This window comes from Deltaproteobacteria bacterium (assembly GCA_028818775.1).
Taxonomy (GTDB): Bacteria; Desulfobacterota; Binatia; order UBA9968; family JAJDTQ01; genus JAJDTQ01.
Genome location: JAPPNE010000015.1, coordinates 1 through 20,417, shown reverse-complemented (window position 1 = coordinate 20,417; position 20,417 = coordinate 1). Strand labels below are relative to the sequence as shown.

General features: G+C 67.7%; 19 protein-coding genes. 15 read left to right on the top strand and 4 right to left on the bottom strand.

Annotated elements, in window-relative coordinates; genetic code table 11:
* Positions 1-2: 2 nt before the first annotated feature.
* On the bottom strand, positions 3-971 hold the full coding sequence (locus OXU42_01300; protein MDE0028025.1) for a DUF523 and DUF1722 domain-containing protein: 969 nt from the start codon (positions 969-971) through the stop codon (positions 3-5).
* 161 nt (positions 972-1,132) lie between these two features.
* On the opposite strand from OXU42_01300, the gene OXU42_01295 reads away from it, so the two are divergent.
* The 13 genes from OXU42_01295 (at position 1,133) to fdhF (ending at position 15,393) form a co-directional block, all read left to right on the top strand.
* On the top strand, positions 1,133-2,128 hold the full coding sequence (locus tag OXU42_01295) for a S1C family serine protease (protein ID MDE0028024.1): 996 nt from the start codon (positions 1,133-1,135) through the stop codon (positions 2,126-2,128).
* A gap of 71 nt (positions 2,129-2,199) precedes the next feature.
* Positions 2,200-3,057 (top strand): isocitrate lyase/phosphoenolpyruvate mutase family protein, encoded by an 858-nt coding sequence (locus OXU42_01290; GenBank protein ID MDE0028023.1) that lies wholly within the window; start codon positions 2,200-2,202, stop codon positions 3,055-3,057.
* 48 nt (positions 3,058-3,105) lie between these two features.
* Positions 3,106-4,329 (top strand): MFS transporter, encoded by a 1,224-nt coding sequence (locus OXU42_01285; protein ID MDE0028022.1) that lies wholly within the window; start codon positions 3,106-3,108, stop codon positions 4,327-4,329.
* A 32-nt stretch (positions 4,330-4,361) separates the two neighbouring features.
* Complete coding sequence (locus OXU42_01280; GenBank protein ID MDE0028021.1) at positions 4,362-4,817, top strand: hypothetical protein; 456 nt, start codon at positions 4,362-4,364, stop codon at positions 4,815-4,817.
* 317 nt (positions 4,818-5,134) lie between these two features.
* The gene (locus OXU42_01275; protein MDE0028020.1) at positions 5,135-6,373 is read left to right on the top strand and encodes an acetamidase/formamidase family protein; all 1,239 of its coding nucleotides are present in this window, start codon (positions 5,135-5,137) and stop codon (positions 6,371-6,373) included.
* 155 nt (positions 6,374-6,528) lie between these two features.
* Positions 6,529-7,044, top strand: a complete 516-nt coding sequence (locus tag OXU42_01270) for an AmiS/UreI family transporter (protein ID MDE0028019.1) — start codon at positions 6,529-6,531, stop codon at positions 7,042-7,044.
* A gap of 78 nt (positions 7,045-7,122) precedes the next feature.
* The gene (locus OXU42_01265; protein ID MDE0028018.1) at positions 7,123-7,404 is read left to right on the top strand and encodes a zinc ribbon domain-containing protein; all 282 of its coding nucleotides are present in this window, start codon (positions 7,123-7,125) and stop codon (positions 7,402-7,404) included.
* Positions 7,405-7,425: 21 nt separating this feature from the next.
* Positions 7,426-7,824: a fluoride efflux transporter CrcB gene (gene crcB / locus OXU42_01260; protein ID MDE0028017.1), complete on the top strand. Its 399-nt coding sequence runs from the start codon at positions 7,426-7,428 to the stop codon at positions 7,822-7,824.
* A 143-nt stretch (positions 7,825-7,967) separates the two neighbouring features.
* Complete coding sequence (locus tag OXU42_01255; protein ID MDE0028016.1) at positions 7,968-8,879, top strand: NTP transferase domain-containing protein; 912 nt, start codon at positions 7,968-7,970, stop codon at positions 8,877-8,879.
* On the top strand, positions 8,876-10,684 hold the full coding sequence (locus OXU42_01250) for an aldehyde ferredoxin oxidoreductase family protein (protein MDE0028015.1): 1,809 nt from the start codon (positions 8,876-8,878) through the stop codon (positions 10,682-10,684). Before OXU42_01255 ends, OXU42_01250 begins: the two co-directional genes overlap by 4 nt.
* 30 nt (positions 10,685-10,714) lie before the next feature.
* A complete protein-coding gene (locus OXU42_01245) occupies positions 10,715-10,894 on the top strand; it encodes a hypothetical protein (GenBank protein ID MDE0028014.1) in 180 nt (59 codons plus the stop codon).
* 51 nt (positions 10,895-10,945) lie between these two features.
* Entirely contained in the window at positions 10,946-12,649 is a 1,704-nt protein-coding gene (locus OXU42_01240; GenBank protein MDE0028013.1) for an NAD(P)H-dependent oxidoreductase subunit E, read from the top strand.
* Complete coding sequence (fdhF, locus tag OXU42_01235; protein ID MDE0028012.1) at positions 12,646-15,393, top strand: formate dehydrogenase subunit alpha; 2,748 nt, start codon at positions 12,646-12,648, stop codon at positions 15,391-15,393. The genes OXU42_01240 and fdhF overlap by 4 nt, the downstream gene beginning before the upstream one ends.
* A 184-nt stretch (positions 15,394-15,577) precedes the next feature.
* Here fdhF and OXU42_01230 read toward each other — a convergent pair whose 3' ends face one another.
* The 3 genes from OXU42_01230 to OXU42_01220 all read right to left on the bottom strand — a co-directional run bounded on the left by OXU42_01230 (position 15,578) and on the right by OXU42_01220 (position 17,820).
* The gene (locus OXU42_01230) at positions 15,578-16,150 is read right to left on the bottom strand and encodes a LemA family protein (GenBank protein ID MDE0028011.1); all 573 of its coding nucleotides are present in this window, start codon (positions 16,148-16,150) and stop codon (positions 15,578-15,580) included.
* Positions 16,151-16,259: 109 nt separating this feature from the next.
* Complete coding sequence (locus OXU42_01225; GenBank protein ID MDE0028010.1) at positions 16,260-17,108, bottom strand: TPM domain-containing protein; 849 nt, start codon at positions 17,106-17,108, stop codon at positions 16,260-16,262.
* The gene (locus OXU42_01220; GenBank protein ID MDE0028009.1) at positions 17,098-17,820 is read right to left on the bottom strand and encodes a hypothetical protein; all 723 of its coding nucleotides are present in this window, start codon (positions 17,818-17,820) and stop codon (positions 17,098-17,100) included. The genes OXU42_01225 and OXU42_01220 overlap by 11 nt, the downstream gene beginning before the upstream one ends.
* A gap of 133 nt (positions 17,821-17,953) precedes the next feature.
* On the opposite strand from OXU42_01220, the gene OXU42_01215 reads away from it, so the two are divergent.
* Complete coding sequence (locus OXU42_01215; GenBank protein MDE0028008.1) at positions 17,954-19,690, top strand: purine/pyrimidine permease; 1,737 nt, start codon at positions 17,954-17,956, stop codon at positions 19,688-19,690.
* Positions 19,691-19,961: 271 nt separating this feature from the next.
* The coding region (locus OXU42_01210; GenBank protein MDE0028007.1) for a polyketide synthase at positions 19,962-20,417 on the top strand (456 nt) is incomplete at its 3' end.

Below are 20,417 nucleotides of genomic sequence, written 5' to 3'. Positions count from 1 at the left end.
CCCTACTGCGGGTCCCACGTCGCGGGCGCGTGCAGGAAGCTCTGACGCAGCACGTAATCGACTCGGTGCTCGGTTGCGTGGCGGCGTATCAAGGCCACGGGCGTGGACAGCGGAACTCTTCCCAAGCGGTAGTCGTGAATCATGAGCGCGAGCCTTTCCCGGCTGTCCCGGTCCAGCCGGGACGAGAGAAAGCCCGCCAGGTGCTCCAACGCGTTGGCGTTGCTCCCCCGCGTCGCGGGCTGTTCCAGCGCTTCCATGAATGCGCTGCCGTAACGGGCCGTCACCTCCTCGGGGGAATCGTTCCCGGCCTCCGCCAGCAGGTGCCCCAGAAGGCGCAGGCGCTTCTCGCTGTGCGCCAGCAGGGTGAGCTTGTGGGATGCGTGGAATTGCATGAGTCGTGACACGGACGGCCCTTCGGCCGCGCACTCGCGCCACTCCCGATACGCGTGGACCCGCTCGATGAAGTTTTCGCACAGTGATGCGTCGTCCAGCCGGTCTTCCGATTCCACCGGCAAGAGGGGCAATGCCTCGTTCAGCGCTCGTGCGAACAGGCCGCTGGCCATACCCGGGGCCGTGGCGGGCGGCCGGTGAAGGCTCGCCGCCACGGGTGCCTCTCCCCACCGTGCGCGCACCGGGACTCCGTCCGGCCCGCAACTCGGCGAGCCCTTTTTCAACACGAACCCGCAGACCCCGAGGCGCTCCATTTCGGCTGCCCGCCGCCTCCCATGCCGCTGCATGATCCCGCTCCAGTCGCGGCCGGAACGCTGGCCCATCATGCGCGGCGCGCACGGGTCTCCGATGAGGTCCACGGGCTCGCGCGGCACTCCCATCCCCACTTCCATCTCCGGACAAACGGTGATGATCTCGAAGTAGCGCGACAACGTCTCGGTGACGGTCCGGTGGCCCTTGTGGCCGCCGTCGTAGCGGACCCGGTGGCCCAGGAGGCAACTGCTGGCGCCGATGCGAAGCATGTCTCATCCTCCATCGTCGAGGAGACGGTGTCAAATTTGCCGGTCCGTGAAGCGCAGCATGCGCGCGAAAAAGAGTGTAAGATGTGCTCAGGCGGATGGCCCCCGCGCTTGCCACGGTGCCGGGAGCGCGCATCCGACATTGGGCGCCGCGGAGGTGTCTCATGAGCAAGAGAGTCGTCCTCGTCATTCTCGTCCTGTTCCTGGTGGTCCCCGCCGCGGTCCGGGGACAGGAGTTCACGGCGGAAACGCTCGACGCGGTCGTGAAGGTGCGCGCGCAGGTACCTTCGGAGGCGCGCACGGCCCGCACCTTGGGGCCGTTGCGCGAGGGCAGCGGCGCGATCATCGACTCCAAGGGCCTCGTCCTCACCATCGGCTACCTGATCCTGGAGGCTTCGCAGGTGCAGGTCACCGACTCCTCCGGAAGGACCGTGCCGGCCAAGGTCCTGGGTTACGATCACGCCTCGGGATTCGGCCTGCTCCGCGCCTTGTCGGCGGTGGGAGGCGCGCGGCCCTTGTCGCTGGGCTTGTCGGAGAGCCTGGACCAGGGCGCGGAGGTGCTGATCCTGAGCCATGCGGAGAACGGTCCGTCGGGGCAGGGCGCCTACGTGGTCTCGCGCCGGGAGTTCGCAGGCTACTGGGAATACCTGCTGGACAAGGCGATCTTCACCGCGCCGCATCACGCCAACTTCGGCGGCGCCGCGTTGATCGACCGGAGCGGCCGGCTGCTTGGCATCGGCTCGCTTCAGGTGCCGGAGGCGATCCCGGGCCAGCCCGTGCCGGGCAACATGTTCGTCCCCATCGACCTGCTGAAGCCGATCCTGTCGGACCTCGCGCAGAAGGGCAGTTCCGGCGCCAGGCGCAGGCCGTGGCTGGGCGTGCAGATGGAGGAGGTGGGTAGACACGTGGTGGTTCGTCGTGTATCCAGGGGAGGGCCGGCGGCGCGCTCGGGCCTCGAGCCGGGGCAACTCATCGCGGGGGTGGGCGGCGCACCGGTGGCGGGGCTCGCGGACCTTTACCGCAAGGTCTGGGCCCTGGGCACACCGGGAGTCAGTGTCCCGCTCAACGTCCTCAAGGGGGTCCGTGTCGAAGAGGTGCAGGTCGTGTCGGGCGACCGCTACGACTATCTGCGATTGAAACCCACTGTCATGTCCCGCTGATCATTGAACCGCGGCGTGGTGTCCGGGGCTCGGCCGAGCACGGAACACTCCGGCCGTGTCGAGGAGAAACCGTGACCGTCACCGAACGTCGCCGGCAGTACCGCGGCCTGCTCCAGGACTCCGGCTGTTGTCACCCGGCTTCCGTTTTCGATCCAGTATCGGCCCGGCTGGCTGAGGCCGCGGGTTTCGAGATCGCCATGCTGGCGGGCTCCGTCGCCTCGGCCACGGTGCTGGGGGCGCCGGACATCGTCGTGCTGACGCTGACGGAGCTCGCGGAGCAGGCGCGCCGCATCGTCCGGGCCGGACGGCTGCCGTTGATGGTGGACGCGGACCACGGCTACGGCAACGCCCTGAGCGTCATGCGTACGGTGGCGGAACTGGAGGCCGCGGGCGTGTCCGCGCTGACCATCGAGGACACGCGCCTGCCCAGGGCCTTCGGACAGGAGCGCGACGGGTTCATTTCGCTGGAAGAGTTCGCCGGTAAGGTGCGCGCGGCGGTGTCGGCGCGCACGGACCCGGAGCTGGTAGTCCTGGGACGCACCGGCGTGCTCGCGACCCAGGGGGTCGACGCCCTGGCCGAACGCGTGAAGGCGTGCGAGGCGGCCGGCGCCGACGGCGTGTTCTTCACCGGCGTGCGCTCCCGCGAGCAGGTCGCCGCCATCCACGCCATGACGCGCCTGCCGGTGGTGTTGGGCACCACCCCGCCGGAACTGCACGACCGGGAGTTTCTGGCCGCCAACGGCGTGCGCATCGCTCTCCAGGGCCACATGCCGTTCCAGGTGGCGGTGCGCGCGCTCCAGGACGCCTACACGCACCTGCGCGCCGGACACCCGCCCGCCGGCCTCAAGGACAAGGCCGCGTCCCCCGACGTGATGAAGCTCGTCCTGGACCAGGAGCGGTACGACGCCTGGACGGACGAGTTCCTGTAGTCCCGCACCTCCGTCATTCCTGCGCAAGGGGCAGACGAGATTCAAACCGTGACAACCAACAACGCGCAGCGTGTCGGCCAGGTCGCCCTGGGCTTTCTGCACATGGGCTTCAACCGCGGCATTCGCGGTACCTACGCGGTGTTCTATGTCGCCCTGTTCCAGGCCTTCGGCTGGTCCCGGGGCGTCACCGCCACGGCGCTGTCCATCTCCGTGCTGGTGGAAGGGTTCTCCATGCCGGTGGCGGGCTCCCTTGTGGACCGCTGGGGTTCGCGCAAGACCCTGGTGCTGGGCGGGATCCTGCTCGCCGTGGGCCTGGGCTTCAGCGCCACGGTCACCTCGCTGTGGCAGCTCTACATCTGGGTCGGAGTGGTCACGGCGCTGGGACTCGGGCTCATGGGCATGGTCCCCCACGTGGCCATCATCGCGCGCCAGTTCACCCGCCGCCGCGGCCTGGCCATGGGGCTGGCGTGGGCCGGCGGCGGCCTCGGCATCGCCGTCCTGCTGCCGGTGGCACAGTTCTTCGTGGACATCTGGGGTTGGCGGTTGGCCTACGTGGCCATGGGAGTGATGGCGTTCGTTCTGGTGGTGCTGCCCTCGGGCGTTCTCATGCCGCGTGATCCGCCCTCGCCGCGGAAGGCCGAGGCGAAGCCCGCGGCCGCGGGCGGGGAGTGGACGGTCTGGGAAGCACTGACCAGCACGATGTTCTGGCTGCTCTTCGTGTCGCGCGTGTTCGCCAGCATGGGCAATCAGATCATCACCAACCACCAGGTGGCGCACGCCGTGGACATCGGCTACGACGCATTTTTTGCCGCCTCCATCCTCGGGCTCATGGGGTTGTTCAGCATCTTCGGCCGGGTCCTCTTCGGGTTCCTCACCGACGTGCTGAGCCACCAGATGACCTACACGCTGGTGCAACTGGTGTCGTCGGCGGGAATCCTGGCGCTGGTAGCGGCCGGCGACACCAGCTATCCCATTTTGCTGTACGCGTACGCTGCCTGTTACGGGCTCGGTCAGGGTTCCCGCGCGCTGGTGCTCTCGGCCATTTCCGCGGACGTTTTCCTCGGCCGTGACTTCGGCGCGATTTACGGCTACTTCACCTTGAGCATCGGCGTCGGAGGCGCCGTGGGGATATGGCTCGGCGGCTTCCTGCACGACGTCTTCGGCAACTACACGATACCGTTCATGATCGCCTTCGCCAACTTCGTGATCTCCATCGTCATGGTATGGGGCATCCGTTTCCTGAAGGGAACTCGGGAGCAGGTATTCGAGTGAAGCGCACCCGGACGCGACATTAGGCCATCACGATGTTCCACCGGTTCCAATTCGAGGCGGCATTCTATCCCACCCTGGAGCGGCTGCCGTTCCACGTGCGCATGAAGCTCGACCTGACGGGAATCCGGGTGTCGCTGAACACCTGGCGGGCTTTCAGCATGGAAGAGCGCCGGGCGCTGTGCCACCTGCCTGCGGACACGGACGAGGAGCGGGAGGTGTTCGCGGCTTTCCTCGACGCGCTGGCCCGGGCTCGCGCGGGCGTTGCGGCCGAGCGCTGTCCGGTGCTGGACGCGGATGCGTGGAGTGCCGCCGCCGTCCCGGAGGCGGTGGCCGCGCGCAGCGCGGCGGAAGGGTCGGGCGTGACCCCCGCCGAATGGAGCCGCTGGGCCGGTCACGAACGCTACGCCCTCTACAAGACCGCCCTGTCCAAGGACCCGGAGTTGTTCCACCAAGCCCTTCGGGAGTTGCGACTTCGGCTTTGTTCCTAGTGTCCTGTCCCACGTGATTCGTCACCAGGATGCGCAGGATCGCCCTGTCTCGATAATGATAACTCGTTATTATTTATCGCTGTCATTTGACCGTAGCCAAGCCTGATTTTCGTTGTACTCCTTTCCCGGCTGTGATAGCGTCGACTCGTTTAACCGTGTGCGGTGACAGAGGACGGCGCGTACGCGCTCCAACACGAAAGGAGGAAACAGCGGAAACACGGACTGGTGGATTTGCAACAGGCTATTCGAACTCGTACGGCAACTTCGAACTCAATGCGACAGAAGTTAGAGACAGAGCATAGGAGGAGGAACGAACGATGCCCAATACGGTGTTTCGGGCGGAAATGGACAAATGGCCTGAGGATCAAGCGGTCAAGACCCACAATCGCTGGCATCCAGACATTCCGATCGTGGAGCAGTTCAAGCCCGGCGATGAGTTTCGGGTCGAATGTTACGATTGGACCGGCGGACAGATCCACAACGACGAGTCGGCCAACGACATCCGCGATGTCGACCTTTCGAAGGTGCACTACCTGAGCGGCCCGTTCGGTGTCGAAGGGGCCGAGCCCGGCGACCTTCTCGTCGTGGACATCAACGACATCGGCTGGCTCGAAGACTCGCAGTGGGGCTTCACCGGCATCTTTGCGCTGGAGAACGGCGGCGGTTTTCTCGACAAGCATTATCCCGAAGCACGCAAGGCCTGCTGGGACTTTTCCGGCATCTACACCACCACCCGCCACATACCCGGCGTACGCTTCCCTGGGCTCATTCATCCCGGACTCATCGGCACCCTGCCTTCGGCCGATTTGTTGAAGCGCTGGAATGACCGGGAGTCGGCCCTGTTCAGAACCGATCCGGATCGCGTACCGCCGTTGTGTACGTTGCCGGACGGGCTCGCCGGCACCACGACGGCACTCATGGGGCAGATGACCGGTGCGGCGGCCCAGGCCGCTGGGCAGGAGGGCGCCCGGACGGTTCCGGGGCGGGAGCACGGTGGCAACTGCGACATCAAGAACCTGTCGCGTGGCTCGCGCTGCTACTTCCCGGTCTTCATGCCGGGCGGCGGGCTGTCGATGGGTGACATCCACTGGTCGCAGGGGGACGGCGAGATCACCTTCTGCGGCGCCATCGAAATGGCCGGGTGGATCGACATCGGCGTCGATGTCATCAAGGGCGGCGTCGAGAAGTACGGGATCACCAACCCGGTCTTCAAGCCGAGCCCGGTGGAGCCGCACTACTCCGACTACCTGATCTTCGAAGGGGTGTGCGTCGATGAGCATGACGGGTCCCAGAAGTACCTGGATGCGACGGTTGCGTACCGGCGCGCTTGTCTGAACGCCATCGAATACCTCAAAAAGTTCGGCTATTCGGGCGAGCAGGCCTACATGATACTGGGCACGGCTCCGGTAGAGGGTCGGATCAGCGGAATCGTCGATATTCCCAACGCCTGTTGCACGCTTGCCGTGCCGACGGAAATCTTCGATTTCGATGTCCGGCCGAGCGCTTCCGGACCGACGGTCCAGGTCAGTGGTGTGGACGTCACATCCTGCAGTTGACGGTTCCCGGCGGAGAGGGGCGACATTTCGCCTCGCCTCCGCCTCGTCATCCCCTGGGTGACGGACGGCGAGCGCCCGCTTGGCGTTTACAGCGTCGAGCGGGCGTTTCCCGAACCGCCGAACTGAAAACATGTGACACTCGGAGGGCTTGAACAATGCTCTTGGGACTTGCACTGTTGTACGTCGGATCCGTTCTTTTCCTGAACGGCATCTGGCTGATGGGCCGCATCGGTGATCGGGAGATCGCCATCATCAATATCTTTGTCGGCGGTCTCACCGCGCTGGTTTCGGCGTTTCTGGCCTTCGGGCCGAATGCGGATGCGACGTCGATCAAGGCCGCGGCGCTGACGCTTCTCTTCACCTTCACCTACCTGTGGGTGGCCTACAATAGATTCCACGATGTCGATGGCCGCGGGCTGGGCTGGTACAGCCTCTTCGTTGCCATCACGGTGGTTCCGGTAGCGTTGGATACCCTGATCAATGCCACCACGCTGTGGGGGTATTGGTTCGGGCTGTGCTGGGCGGCGTGGGCCGTATTGTGGTTCATGTTCTTCCTGCTGCTCGCGATGCAGAAGCCGATCGCGAAGGTGACCGGTGCGGTGACCTCGATACAGGGCATCTTGACCGGGTGGCTGCCGGGTTATCTCTTGCTGGAAGGCATTCTGGCATAAGCACGATGGATGCCGTTCGTCCCTCATCGGGGCGAACGGCGTCCCGCCGCGCCGGTCGCGGCGGAGAAGGACAACGCCATGCCGTTATATGACTACGAGTGCGAGGACTGCGGCCCGTTCACCGAATTTCGCAGCATGAGCCGGTCGTCGGACCCGATGCCCTGTCCGGCCTGCGCGAAAGAGGCCCGGCGCATCCTGACGGCGCCGTTTATCGCCGACATGGACCCGAACAACCGGGTGGCGCATCAGCATAACGAGAAGAGCGCGCATGAACCCAGAGTCGTGTCCGGAAAGCCACCGGGTCACGGTCACGGTCATGGCCACCGGCGCGCACGCCGCCCCTGGGCCATCGGACACTGACTCTCGTTCACGATCCGGCGTATGACCTACCTGTGGATCGCGCTCGGCAGCGCCATCGGCGGTGTTGGACGCTATTGGTGCACCAGCCTGGTTTCGGAGCGGTTCGGCGACGCATTCCCCTGGGGCACCTTGCTCGTCAACGTGACGGGTTCGTTCATCATCGGCGTGGTTGCACCGTTGAGCGGTTCCCTCGACCATCCATGGGCGCCCGGGCCCGAGGCTCGCGCGTTCATCATGGTGGGCTTCTGCGGCGGCTACACGACCTTCTCGGCGTTCAGCTTGCAGACGCTCCAGCTTCTGCGCGATGGCCAATGGGTGCCCGCGGCCGGCAACGTCGTTCTCTCCGTCGCGGTCTGCCTGATCGCCGTCTGGCTTGGCTACCTTGCCGGAACCGGTCTCAACCATGTTCGGGCAAGCTGAGCTTCCTCGGACTCGACGTCCTTTCTTCGGCTCATGTGTCTTCCCAAAGCGCCGTTCTTGTGCTCATCGAACCGCTGTGGAATCATTCCGGTGAGAGGGTCGCGTGGCGGAGAATTCCGCCGGGGCTCGGCAAGAGATGAAGCATGACCGGTGAATTGGACAAGGTCGGTTCCGCCATCGTTCTGGCGGGCGGCAAGAGCAGTCGCATGGGCCGGCCCAAGGCCATGCTGTCCTTCGGGGAAGAGCCCTTGGTGAAGCTCGTGATCCGCGGGCTTGCGACCCTGTTCCCGGATATCGTGCTGGTGGCCGCGCACGGGCAGGAGTTGCCGGAACTCCCGGTAACGCTCGTGCGCGACGAGGTAGCGTATCAGGGGCCGGTGGGCGGCCTCTGCTACGGCCTCCGGGAGTGCCGGAGCGCGGCCGCCTTCGTGACCTCGTGCGACGTGCCGTTCCTCAGTCTTCCCTTGGTCTCGCACTTGGCCGCCCGGCTGCCGGGGCACGACGTGGTGGTGCCGCACTGGGAGGGGCGCCTCCAGCCGCTCCACGCGGTGTACCGGCGCTCGGTGCTGCCGTTGCTGGAGCGGCAACTCGAGCGCGGCGAGCTGCGCCCGGTCTTCCTCTTCGACAAGGTGCGCACCCTGAAGGTGGAGGAGGACGAGATCCGCGCCTTGGATCCGGACGGTTGGAGCTTCTTCAACATGAACACTCCGGACGACTACGAGCGCGCCTTGGCGCGCTGGCGGCCGGCCACGGAGGTCGCGGCGCGTCCCGCCGCCGGCCGATGCGAGGTGGAGCTGTTCGGGGTCGCGCGCCTGCGCGCCCGCACCGGCCGTGTGTCCGTGGACCTCCCCGAATCGGCCACCCTGGCCCACGTGTGGTCCGCGCTGGCGCGGAAGCTGCCCGTGCTGGTGGGTCCGGTCCTGACCGAGGCGGCGGACGGCCTCACCGCCGGCCACGTGTGCAACCTCAACGGCCGCGACTTCGTGCGCGACGGCAGCCGCCGGGTGGCGCCGGGCGACCGCGTGCTGCTCATGTCCAGCGACGCCGGAGGATGACGGTGCACGGGTTTCACGGCCGGCTCCTTCACGTGGACCTCGACTCGGGCCGCCACTATTGGCGTGAGATCGGGGCGGAGCGTTTGCGCGCCTTTGTCGGCGGCATCGGCCTGGGCACCAGCCTGCTCTACGACTTCGCGCCGCCGGGCGTGGAGCCCCTGGCGCCGGAGAACCCCCTCGTCTTCGCCAGTGCGCCGCTGGCGGGCACCGGGCTCACCACCACGGCCAAGTACGCGGTGGTGACGAAGTCGCCCTTGACCGGTTTCATCGCGGATTCGCTCTCGTCCAGCTTCTTCGCGCTGGCGCTCAAGGCGGTGGGCGTCGACGCGCTGGTGGTCGCCGGCCGGGCGCCGGAGCCCGTGTGCCTGCTCGTCGGGGACGACGGCGTGGAGTTGCGCGACGCGCGCCATCTCTGGGGCAAGAGCGCGGCGGATACGGAGAACGCGGTGCGCGCCGAGCTGGAGGGTGCCGCGGTACGGGTAGCGGCGGTGGGGCCGGCGGGGGAGAACCTCGTGCGTTTCGCCACCATCAGCAACGAGGGCCGGCACGCGGGCAGGGGCGGCGTGGGCGCGGTCATGGGTTCCAAGAACCTCAAAGCCGTCGCGCTGTGCGGCGGCAGGCATGTCGAGGTGGCGGACCCCGAAGGGGTGGCGGCCGCCGCCGCCGCGCTGCGCCGGCGGAGCCTGGGGACTCACACCGCCAAATACCGCGAGGTGGGCACGGTGGCCAACCTGGCGGTGTTCGACCGGCTCGGCGCGCTGCCCGCGCGCAACTTCCGGCAGCCCACCTTCGACGCCGCCGACGCGTTGAGCGGCGAGAGCCTGACCGAAACCAGCTTCAGCCGGCGCAACGGGTGCGCGTCCTGCACCATTCGCTGCGAGAGGCTGTTCAAGGCATCGTCGGGCGGCGAGCAGCGCATGGAGTACGAGACCCTGTTCGCCCTGGGGCCGCTATGCGGCCTCGATGACCGCGACGCCGTGCTGGAGGCCGCGCGCCTGTGCGACGCATACGGCCTCGACAGCATCAGCACCGGCGGCACTTTGGCATGGGCCATGGAGTGCGCGGAGCGGGGGCTCCTGCCGGAGGCCGGCGGCTTGCGCTTCGGCGCGGCGGAGGCGGTGCTGGACGCGATACCGGCCATCGCGGAGCGCCGGGGGGTGGGCGATCTTCTTGCAGAGGGTTCCCGGCGCGCCGCGCTCGCCCTGGGCGGCGGTTCGCTGGACTGGGCCATGCAAGTGAAGGGGCTGGAACTGCCGGGCTACGAGCCTCGGAGCCTCAAGACCATGGCCCTGGGGCTGGCGGTGAGTCCGCGCGGCGCGTGCCACAACCGCTCCGGTGCCTACGAGGCGGATTTCTCCGGCAAGGTGGACCGCCTCGACTCCGCGCCGCCCCGGGGTGCGCTGGTGGCGGCCTCGGAAGACTTCGCCGCGGCGCTGGACTCGCTCATCGTCTGCAAGTTCCTGCGCAACTGCTTCCAGGACTTCTACGCCGAGGCCGCGGACCTGCTGGCGAAGGTCACGGGCTGGGACTACAGCGCGGCCGAGCTGCGTCTGGCGGCGGAGCGCATTCACACCCTCAAGCGCTGTTTCAACGAGCGCGAGGGCTGGCGGCCCGAGGACGACGCGCTGCCGCCACGAGTGCTGACGGAATCCCTGACCGCGGGCGTGGCCCAGGGGACACGGCTCACCCGGGACGAGCTGCGAGAGATGATCCGGGACTATTACAGCGCCCGCGAATGGGAGGAGGATGGCCGCGTGTCCGAGGCCAAGCGTAGGGCGTTGGGACTGAGCGGGTGTGCCTCATGACGGGCGCCATCCACCAGGAGGGGCTGTTTGATGCCAAGCGATGAAGTGCGCCGTCTGCTGAAAGTGTTTGGTATCGCCGTGACGACGCTGGAGGACGCGGTGCATGACGGGGCCGCGGCGGATCAGGTGGCCCGGTCGGCGGCGGAAGCCCGCGCGCGTCTCGACGAGGTGGCGGCGCTGATCGAGCGCCTCGAGAAGGAGAGTCGGTGAGCAAGCGCACAGCGCGCCGTTCACGGATGTCGAACCGGGAAGCCTGAGAAGATGGCCGAAACGCACGAGCCGCCGCGGTGGCGCAGGCACCCGGGTGCCGGCCGGAGGGGAGGGCGGAACCGTCCGAGAGGACGCCAGATCGATCCGGACGCGCTGGAGCAGGTGCGCGCGTTGCTAAGGGACCGGCCGCGGCGGCGGGACCTCCTGATCGAGTTCCTGCACGCGATTCAGGACCGCTACCATGTCCTGTCCGGCTCCCATCTTGCGGCGCTGGCGGATGAGATGCGTCTGGCCTTGGCCGAAGTCTACGAGGTGGCGACCTTCTATGCGCATTTCGACGTGGACCGGGACGGTTCGGCGCCGCCGGCGGATCCGACCGTGCGCGTGTGCGACGGTGTCGTGTGCGAGATGATGGGTTCGCAAGGGCTCCTGGCCGACCTGCCGCGGGCGCTCGGCGACGGCGCGCGCGTGCTGCCGGCACCGTGCATGGGCGGCTGCGACCGCGCGCCCGTGGCGCGGGTGGGGCGGCGCTACGTGGAGAGCGCGAACGTGGACTCGGTGACGGCCTTGGTCCGGGGTGGGGAGACGGAACCGGTGATACCGGCCTACAAGGCCTGCGACGCATACGTTGCGGAGGGCGGCTATACGCTCCTGAAGGAGTGCCTCGACGGCACACGGAGCCGTGAACACGTTGTGGAGCAGGTGACGGTTTCGGGCCTCCAGGGTCTCGGCGGCGCGGGCTTTCCCACCGGGCGCAAGTGGCAGATCGTGCGCGGCTATCCCGGCCCGCGGCTCATGACCGTGAACGCGGACGAGGGCGAGCCCGGCACGTTCAAGGACCGTTATTTCATGGAGGGCGACCCGCACCGGTTCCTGGAGGGCCTGTTGGTCGCCGCCTGGGCGGTGGAAGCGGAAACGGCCTACATCTACCTGCGGGACGAATACGCCGAGGTCAGGGAAATCCTGTCTCGGGAGCTGCCCCGGCTCCGGGAAGCGGGGATGGCCGCGCACGTGGAGTTGGTCCTGCGCCGGGGCGCCGGCGCCTACATCTGCGGCGAAGAGTCGGCCATGATCGAGAGCATCGAGGGCAAGCGTGGCCTGCCGCGGCACCGGCCGCCGTACGTGGCCGAGACGGGGCTGTTCGGCCGTCCGACGCTGGTGCAGAACGTCGAGACCCTGTACTGGGTCCGGGACATCCTGGAGAAGGGGCCGGAGTGGTACACCGCCCAGGGCCGCAACGGCGGCGCCGGCCTCCACGCCTGGTCGGTGTCGGGCCGGGTGGCGCAACCGGGCGTGAAGATCGCCCCCGCCGGCATCACCGCGCGCGAGCTGATCGACGAGCACTGCGGCGGCATGGCTTCCGGTCACCGCTTCAAGGGCTACCTCCCCGGCGGCGCCTCGGGCGGCCTGCTGCCCGCCTCCATGGCCGACATCCCGCTCAAGTTCGGCCCTCTGGACGAACAGGGTTGCTTCGTCGGCTCCCACGGCGTGGTGGTGCTGAGCGACCAGGATGAGGTGAAAGCCGTGGTGCGCAACCTCATGCGCTTCTTCAAGCACGAGAGCTGCGGCCAGTGCACGCCCTGCCGCGTGGGCACGGAGAAGGCGGTGGCGCTGATGGAGCGGCCGTCGTGGGACGAGCCCTTGCTGGAGGCCCTGGGCGCCGCCATGGCCGACGCCTCCATCTGCGGCCTCGGACAGGCGGCGCCCAACTCGGTGCGCTGCGCCTACCGCTACTTCGGGGAGGATCTGTCGTGAGCGAGCCCGTGCGTTTCACCCTCGACGGGCGCGAGGTGGAAGCCGCCCCGGGCGAGACCCTTTGGCAGGCGGCCGAGCGCCACGGCACGGTGCTGCCGCACCTGTGCTACGACCCGCAGCCCGGCTACCGGCCCGACGGCAACTGCCGCGCGTGCATGGTGGAGGTGGAGGGCGAGCGCGTGCTGGCGGCCTCGTGCATCCGCCGCCCGGCTCCGGGCATGAAGGTGCATACGGACAGCGAACGCGCCCGCAGCGCGCGGCGCATGGTCATGGAACTGCTGGTGGCGGACCAGCCCGCCAGGGAGACCGCCCATGACGCCGGCTCGCGCCTGTGGCAGTGGGCCGAGCGGATGGACGTGAGCGAAAGCCGCTTCCCGGCGCGCGCGGCGCCGGCCGCGGACGCGAGCCATCCGGCCATGCGCGTGGCCCTCGACGCCTGCATCCACTGCAACCTGTGCGTGCGCGCCTGCCGCGAGGTGCAGGTGAACGACGTCATCGGCATGGCCCACCGCGGCGCCGGCGCCAAGATCGTCTTCGACTTCGACGACCCCATGGGCGACAGCACCTGCGTGGCCTGCGGGGAATGCGTGCAGGCTTGCCCCACCGGCGCGCTCATGCCCGCGTCGCTGGTGGACGCGGACGGCGTGGACAAGCGCGAGGACCTCGCGGAGGTGCCCAGCGTCTGTCCCTACTGCGGCGTGGGCTGCCAGATCGACTACCGGGTCAAGGGCAATTCCATTGTCGCGGTGCGGGGACGCACCGGGCCGTCCAACCGCGGCCGGCTATGCGTCAAGGGGCGTTTCGGCTTCGACTACGTGACGCATCCGCACCGGCTGACGGCGCCGTTGATCCGCCGCGAGGACGCGCCCAAGGACGCGGCGGCGGATATCGATCCGGCCAACCCGTACACCCACTTCCGCGAGGCCTCCTGGGAGGAGGCCCTGGACGCGGCGGCCGCCGGGTTGCGGCAGGTCCGCGACCGGGACGGCGGCGACGCTTTGGCGGCCTACGGCTCGGCCAAGGGATCCAACGAGGAGGCCTACCTGGTGCAGAAGCTCGTGCGCACGGGTTTCGGCACCAACAACGTCGACCACTGCACCCGGCTATGCCACGCGTCCTCCGTGGCCGCGCTCATGGAAGGCATCGGCTCCGCCGCGGTGACCGCGCCCTTCACCGCCTGCGAGGAGTCGGACGTCGTCATCGTCATCGGCGCCAACCCCACCGAGAACCATCCGGTGGCGGCCACCTACTTCAAGCAGGCGGCCAAGCGCGGCGCCGAGCTGATCGTCATGGACCCTCGGGGCCAGGCCCTGCGGCGCCACGCCACCCGGATGCTCCAGTTCAAGCCCGGCACGGACGTGGCCCTGCTCAACGCACTGCTCAACGTCATCATCGGCGAAGGGCTCTACGACCGGGACTACGTGGCGGCCCACACGGAAGGCTTCGAAGAACTGAAGCGGCACGTGGCGGAGTTCACGCCCGAGGCCATGGCGGAGGTCTGCGGCATCGACGCCGGCACCGTGCGCGCGGTGGCCCGGCTCTACGCCGGCGCCGGGGCCGCCATCATCTTCTGGGGCATGGGCATCTCCCAGCACATCCACGGCACCGACAATGCCCGCTGCCTCATCGCGCTGGCGCTGGTCACCGGGCAGGTGGGACGGCCCGGCACCGGTCTCCATCCGCTGCGCGGCCAGAACAACGTCCAGGGGGCCTCCGATGCCGGCCTCATTCCCATGTTCTTTCCCGACTACCGCTCGGTGGAGCAAGAAGCGGTGCGGCGGCGTTTCGAGGAAGTCTGGAACACGGCGCTGGACCCGCAACGGGGCCTTACGGTGATGGAGATCGTGGACGCCGTGCACGCGGGCCGGATCAAGGGCATGTACATCATGGGCGAGAACCCGGCCATGTCCGACCCCGACGTGCGGCACGCGCGCGAGGCACTGGCCGGGCTCGAGCACCTGGTGGTTCAGGAGATATTCCTCACCGAGACGGCGTTCCACGCCGACGTGGTGCTGCCGGCCTCGGCCTGGCCCGAGAAGGACGGCACGGTCACCAACAGCAACCGCCAGGTGCAGATGGGGCGGGCCGCGCTGGAGCCGCCGGCCGGGGTACGCCAGGACTGGTGGATCATCCAGGAGATCGCGCGCCGCATGGGCCTCGACTGGAGCTACAGCGGTCCGGCGGACGTCTTCGCGGAGATGAAGCAGGTCATGCCGTCCCTCGACCACATCACCTGGGAGCGGGTGGAACGGGAAAGCTCCGTGACCTACCCGTGCCCGGCGCCGGATGAGCCCGGTTTGGATGTCGTGTTCGGCGACGGTTTCCCCACCGCCAGCGGACGCGGCAAGCTCGTGCCCGTGGACATCATCCCGCCCGACGAGCAGCCCGACGAGTCGTTCCCCATGATCCTCAGCACGGGCCGTCAACTGGAGCACTGGCACACCGGCGCCATTACCCGGCGCGCCAGCGTGCTCGACGAGCTCGAACCCGAGGCAGTGGCGAACCTTTCACCCGGGGAACTGCGCCGCCTCGGCGTGTCGCCGGGGGAGTTCGTCCGTGTATCCACCCGCCGCGGCGTCATCGACATCAAGGCGCGCGCCGACAGCGCCGTCCCCGACGGCTGCGTGTTCATCCCGTTCTGCTTTGCCGAGGCGGCTGTGAACCTGCTGACCAACCCGGCCCTGGACCCTTACGGAAAAATTCCGGAGTACAAGTTCTGCGCCGCGCGCGTGGAGCCGCTGTAGCGCCGCGCGCGGTCACTCAATGGAGGTCGCCGCCGGAATCAGTATTCCAGCAACGACGCGATGGCGAGGCTGACGGCGATGGAGATAGCGATGACCAGCCAGACTTCCAATTTCTTCTCCCTTCGAAATTGTTTCTGGCTCCAATATAACCAAAAAAGTTAGATAAGTCAAATTTCTGGTATTCTCAAAAGCTGACCCGGGGCGTTTCCCTGGCGGCGTCCTCCACTTCGAAGTATTCGGCCTTCTCCACTCCCGCGAGGCCGGCGTAGAAGCGGCCGGGCAGCTTCCTCACGAATGTGTTGACTGCGGTGACGGCGTCGTTGAAACGCTTTCGTTCCACCGCCAGGCGGTTCTCGGTGCCTTCGAGCTGGTCCTGGAGCTTGAGGAAGTTCTGGTTGGACTTGAGTTGGGGGTATTGCTCGCGCAAGACGAGCAACCGCGAGAGCGCGCGTTCGAAGCCGACGGCGGCCTGGGCTTTCTGGTTGACCGTAGAGGCCTGGAAATAGGCTTTCCGCGCGTTGGCCACGCCCAGGTAGATTTTCTCCTCCTGCCCGGCCACGCCCTTGACGGTCTCCACCAGGTTGGGAATCAGCTCGAAGCGGCGCTGGAGCTGGTTCTCCACCTGCGCCCACTGGTTCTTGACTCCCTCGTCCAGGGTGATGGCGCGGTTGTAGCCGTTCAGGACGCAGCCGCCCGCCAGCAAAGCCATGCCCACCACGACGGCCAGAGCGATAAGCAGAATTTTCAACGCGTTCAAGGCATTTCCCCCTTCCTTCAAGAGGTATGCACGATCCTTTGCGCCGTCAAGCCAACGCGGGTCTCAAACCCTCCGTACCCTGCTCCAGGCCCACTCGCCGGCCCGGCACTCACCACCCGGCTCCCCCGCCGCCTCCGCCAAAACCGCCCCCACCCCCGAACGACCCGCCGAACCCGCCCCCGAAACCACCGCCGAAGCCTCCTCCGAGACCACCGCCGGTTGCACCCCAGGACCGGGAACCGCCGCCGAGAAGGCTTCCCAGCACGGCTCCCATGAGGAAGCCGGAGGCCGCGCCGCGCCCGCCCCACGACGTGAGATGGCGCCGGCGCCGCAGCGAGCCCAGGAAGAACAGCACCAGCAGCAGCGGCACCAGCGAGCCGCCGATGCCCGTGCCGGTGACGCGCCGGCCGCCGCGGATCCGGTAGTCGGGCGCTCCGGTGAGCTTCACGCGCGCCGCGTCCGCCACCCGGTTGGCCGTGGCCACCGTGAGGGCCAGCAGCCCTTCGGCGTATTTTCCCGCCCGGAAGAAATCCGCGGCCACCCGGCGCGAAGCCGTACCCGCCCAGGAGTCGGGCAGTATCCCTTCGAGCCCGTAGCCCGTGTGCACCCGCACCCTTCGTTCCTTAAGTGCCAGGGCGATGAGTGCGCCGTTGTCCTTGCCCCTGCGGCCCAGCTTCCACGCCTCCGCGTGGCGTTGCACGAAGCCGAAGAAGTCTTCTCCGTCGGTGGTGGGCACGGTCAGGACCTTGACTTGCGCGGTGGTCTTCCGTTCCAACTCCCGCAGCCAGTTCTCCATCCGGCGTTCGGTGGCGGCGTCGATGAGGTTGGCGGTGTCGACGACGTAGGCGCCCGGATCCTTCACCGTGACGGCCGCGCCGGCCGGCGCGGCGAGTGAAGCCGACAGGGCCAGCAATGCGAGCAGCCCCGAACCGGCAAGGAGACCGGCGCTACCACGCATTGACGTGTGTCCTGAGCACGTCGATGTCGGCGTAGAGGGTCTTGAACTCTTCCCACTCGTGACGGCCGCGGTCGTCAACGGCGCCGCGAACACCGGGCAGCGCTTGCTGGAGGCCGCTCTCGACGGCCGCCACCGTGTCCAGCGCCGTCCTGGGCTCGCCATCGCCGTGGAGCCACAACAATCCGCGCAACGACCGCAGCAGGCGTTCTCCCACATCCACCTCCACCGTGGTCAGCGCCTTGTCCCGCCCCGCCGCCGCCAGCAGCGCCTGCCGCATGCCGATCTGGATGGTCTTGATCTCCCGTTCGCACTGGTGTCTCACGTCTTCGGGCTTGAGGGAGAGGTCCAGGAAGTAGTCCTCCCCGAACACGCAAATGCGGCGCTGGGCGATCTCCAGGAACTCCAGCGGGAAGGTGTCCAGGGACGCTTCGATGTACTCCGGCGTCATGATCAGGGGCGCGGCGATGCGCGCCTTCCCCAGGCGCGGCCCCTGCCGCGCCAGCCTCCGCAGCATCTCGAGTTCCACGGCGCCCACCACGAAGACGCTCCGCGCCGTGTGCGAGCGCGGGTTGAAGGTGCCGGCGGCGACGGCGCCGAACAGCGTCAGCGAGCGCGCGTTGTCCCCGGCAAGCTCCTTCAGGGTATCGGCGTAGCGGGCGAGCGCGGCGCGCATGGATTCGGGCGCCCCGAGCAGGTTGTAGTCCTCGGACATGGTTTCTCGCCTCCGTTGAGCGGATCCTTATCGCCTCACTGTACCCGACAAACCTCCATAGCGACAGGAGCCGGATTGAATCCGTGCGCCCGTGGGGATATTTTGGTGAACAGACCGACAACGAGGCACCTTCTTGACTACCACCGGCATCCGCTACGAGCCCCACGAAAGCCCTCCGGCCGCGGTCTCCCTGGGCCTCGGTCTGCAACTCGCGGTCATCAGCGCCACCGTTACCATCCTGATCCCCACGGTAGTGATGCGGGCCGCGAATGCCGCGGAGGTCCATCTGGCCTGGGCCGTGTTCGCCGCCACCCTCATCTGCGGGGCCGCCACCGTATTGCAGACGGCCCGGCTCGGCCGGTTCGGCATGGGCCAAGTGCTCATGATGGGCAGTTCCGGGGCCTTCATCGCGGTCTGCATCACCGCAGCGGCCGAAGGCGGTCCGGGGCTGCTCGCTACCCTGGTCGTGGTCGCGGCGCTCTTCCAGTTGGTCCTTTCCGCGCGGCTGTCGCTGTTCCGGCGGATCATGACGCCCACCGTCTCGGGGACGGTGATCATGCTGATACCCGTGACGGTGATGCCGGTCGTCTTCAAGATGCTCTCGGACGTGCCGGAGGGGAGTCCGGCGGCCGCCGCTCCGGTGACCGCCGTCGTGACGGTGCTGGTGATTCTCGGCGCTTCGCTCAAGGCGAGCGGGGCGCTGCGGCTGTGGGCGCCGGTCGTCGGCGTCGCCTGCGGCGCCGTGGTCGCGGCGCCCTTCGGGATCTACGACATGGGCCCCGTCGCGGCGGCGTCGTGGGTCGGCCTGCCCAACGGCCAATGGCCGGGACTTGCCTTCGACTTCGGGCCGGCGTTCTGGGCGCTCCTTCCGGCGTTCCTGCTGGTGGCGCTGATCGGCTCCATCCGCACCATCAGCAGCTCCATCGCCGCCCAGCGCACGTCGTGGCGCCGTCCCCGGGCGGTGGATTTCCGGGCGGTTCAGGGCGCGGCCGCCGTGGACGGCATCGGCAACCTGGTGTCCGGCCTCGCCGGCACGGTGCCGAACACCGCCTACACCACCGCCGTGTCGGTGGCCGAGCTCACCGGCGTGGCCGCCCGCAGCCTCGGGGTGGCCGCGGGCGTCATCCTGATGGCCTTGGCTTTCCTTCCCAAGGCTCTTGCCCTGGTGGTGGCGATCCCGGCCCCGGTGGTGGCAGCCTACTTGATCGTGATCGTCGCCATGCTGTTCGTGATCGGCATGAAGATGGTCCTCCAGGACGGCATGGACTACCGCAAGGGACTGGTGGTGGGCGTCGCCTTTTGGATCGGGGTCGGGTTCCAGAACGGCGTGGTGTTTCCGGAGTATGTCGCCGGGTTCGCGGGCGGTCTCTTCCGCAACGGGATGACCGCCGGCGGTCTGGCGGCCATTCTCATGAGCGCGTTCATGGATTTGACCGAACCACGCAGAAGGCGGTTCGAGTGCGAGCTGGGCATCGCCGCCCTCCCGAAGATCCGGGAGTTTCTCGACAATTTCGCGTCCGCAAGCGGTTGGACCGCGGCCATGGGGGACCGTCTCGCCGCCGCGGCCGAGGAGGCGTTGTTGACGCTCATGCGGCAAGATGAGGCCGGCGGCGAGGTCCGGCGGCTGCGGCTGGTAGCGTACCGGCAGGATGTCGGGGCGGTACTGGAGTTCGCGGTCGCACCCGGAGGGGAGAACCTTCAGGACAGGATGGCGTTGCTCGCCGAACACGCCGGCGATGGGCCGAACGAGTCGGAAATGTCGCTTCGGCTGCTACGGCATGTTGCGGCATGGGTTCGCCATCAGCAATACCATGACACCGATATCCTTACCGTGCGGGTGGAAGCCCCTCCGCCGATGCGCGATGGTTAGTGTGGACAGCAAAGGGCCGTCAGACAGCTATCGATTCCACGTTACATACCAAGAGTGATTATAACATACCGAAAACGGTATGTTACATGCTTAAGAGACGTGCTACTCTGCCGTTCCGAGAAAATGAACAACCGATCCGGTGATGTGTGTCCGGATTTGTTGGAGATGGACGGATGAAGACCGGCGCACCGCCTCTGCCTCCGTCGCGCTTCATCTGTAGCATTGACCGCAAGATCCACGGGTCTGATCAAGGCCATGCCTGGAGAAAAAGATGAGCGATGAGTCTTCCGTTCCTTTCCGCCGGCGGGGCGCCCGCACGGAGCGCGGTGATGGCGGGCTCTCCGGGACCGGAGAGCCCGTCGCCATCGTGGGAATGGCGTGCCGGTTCCCCGGCGCGCCGGACCTGTCCTCCTTCTGGCGCCTGCTCGAGGCCGGCGGGAACTCCATCACCGAGAACACTCCGGGTTCCGGCGTCGGGCGGGTGGGCGAGATCTTCGCCGACGGCGCGGTCCCCAGCGAAGCCTGCCGTTTCGGCGCCTTCGTCGACGACATCGAGCTGTTCGACGCGGGCTTCTTCCGGATCTCTCCGGTGGAGGCGCAACTGCTGGACCCGCAGCAGCGCATGATGCTCGAGACGAGTTGGCAGGCTCTTGAGGACGCGGGGATCGATCCGGACCGGCTCAAGGAGAGCCTCACCGGCGTGTACACCGGCATCAGCAACGACGAG

Bases quoted from the DNA above. Each gene is read 5' to 3' on its own strand.
- OXU42_01220 (MDE0028009.1), bottom strand. From the start codon at position 17,820: ATGTCCGAGGACTACAACCTGCTCGGGGCGCCCGAATCCATGCGCGCC.
- OXU42_01265 (MDE0028018.1), top strand. From the start codon at position 7,123: ATGCCGTTATATGACTACGAGTGCGAGGACTGCGGCCCGTTCACCGAA.
- OXU42_01250 (MDE0028015.1), top strand. From the start codon at position 8,876: ATGACGGTGCACGGGTTTCACGGCCGGCTCCTTCACGTGGACCTCGAC.
- OXU42_01245 (MDE0028014.1), top strand. From the start codon at position 10,715: ATGCCAAGCGATGAAGTGCGCCGTCTGCTGAAAGTGTTTGGTATCGCC.
- OXU42_01300 (MDE0028025.1), bottom strand. From the start codon at position 971: ATGCTTCGCATCGGCGCCAGCAGTTGCCTCCTGGGCCACCGGGTCCGC.
- OXU42_01280 (MDE0028021.1), top strand. From the start codon at position 4,362: ATGTTCCACCGGTTCCAATTCGAGGCGGCATTCTATCCCACCCTGGAG.
- crcB (MDE0028017.1), top strand. From the start codon at position 7,426: ATGACCTACCTGTGGATCGCGCTCGGCAGCGCCATCGGCGGTGTTGGA.
- OXU42_01225 (MDE0028010.1), bottom strand. From the start codon at position 17,108: ATGCGTGGTAGCGCCGGTCTCCTTGCCGGTTCGGGGCTGCTCGCATTG.
- OXU42_01275 (MDE0028020.1), top strand. From the start codon at position 5,135: ATGCCCAATACGGTGTTTCGGGCGGAAATGGACAAATGGCCTGAGGAT.
- OXU42_01295 (MDE0028024.1), top strand. From the start codon at position 1,133: ATGAGCAAGAGAGTCGTCCTCGTCATTCTCGTCCTGTTCCTGGTGGTC.
- OXU42_01270 (MDE0028019.1), top strand. From the start codon at position 6,529: ATGCTCTTGGGACTTGCACTGTTGTACGTCGGATCCGTTCTTTTCCTG.
- OXU42_01240 (MDE0028013.1), top strand. From the start codon at position 10,946: ATGGCCGAAACGCACGAGCCGCCGCGGTGGCGCAGGCACCCGGGTGCC.
- OXU42_01255 (MDE0028016.1), top strand. From the start codon at position 7,968: ATGACCGGTGAATTGGACAAGGTCGGTTCCGCCATCGTTCTGGCGGGC.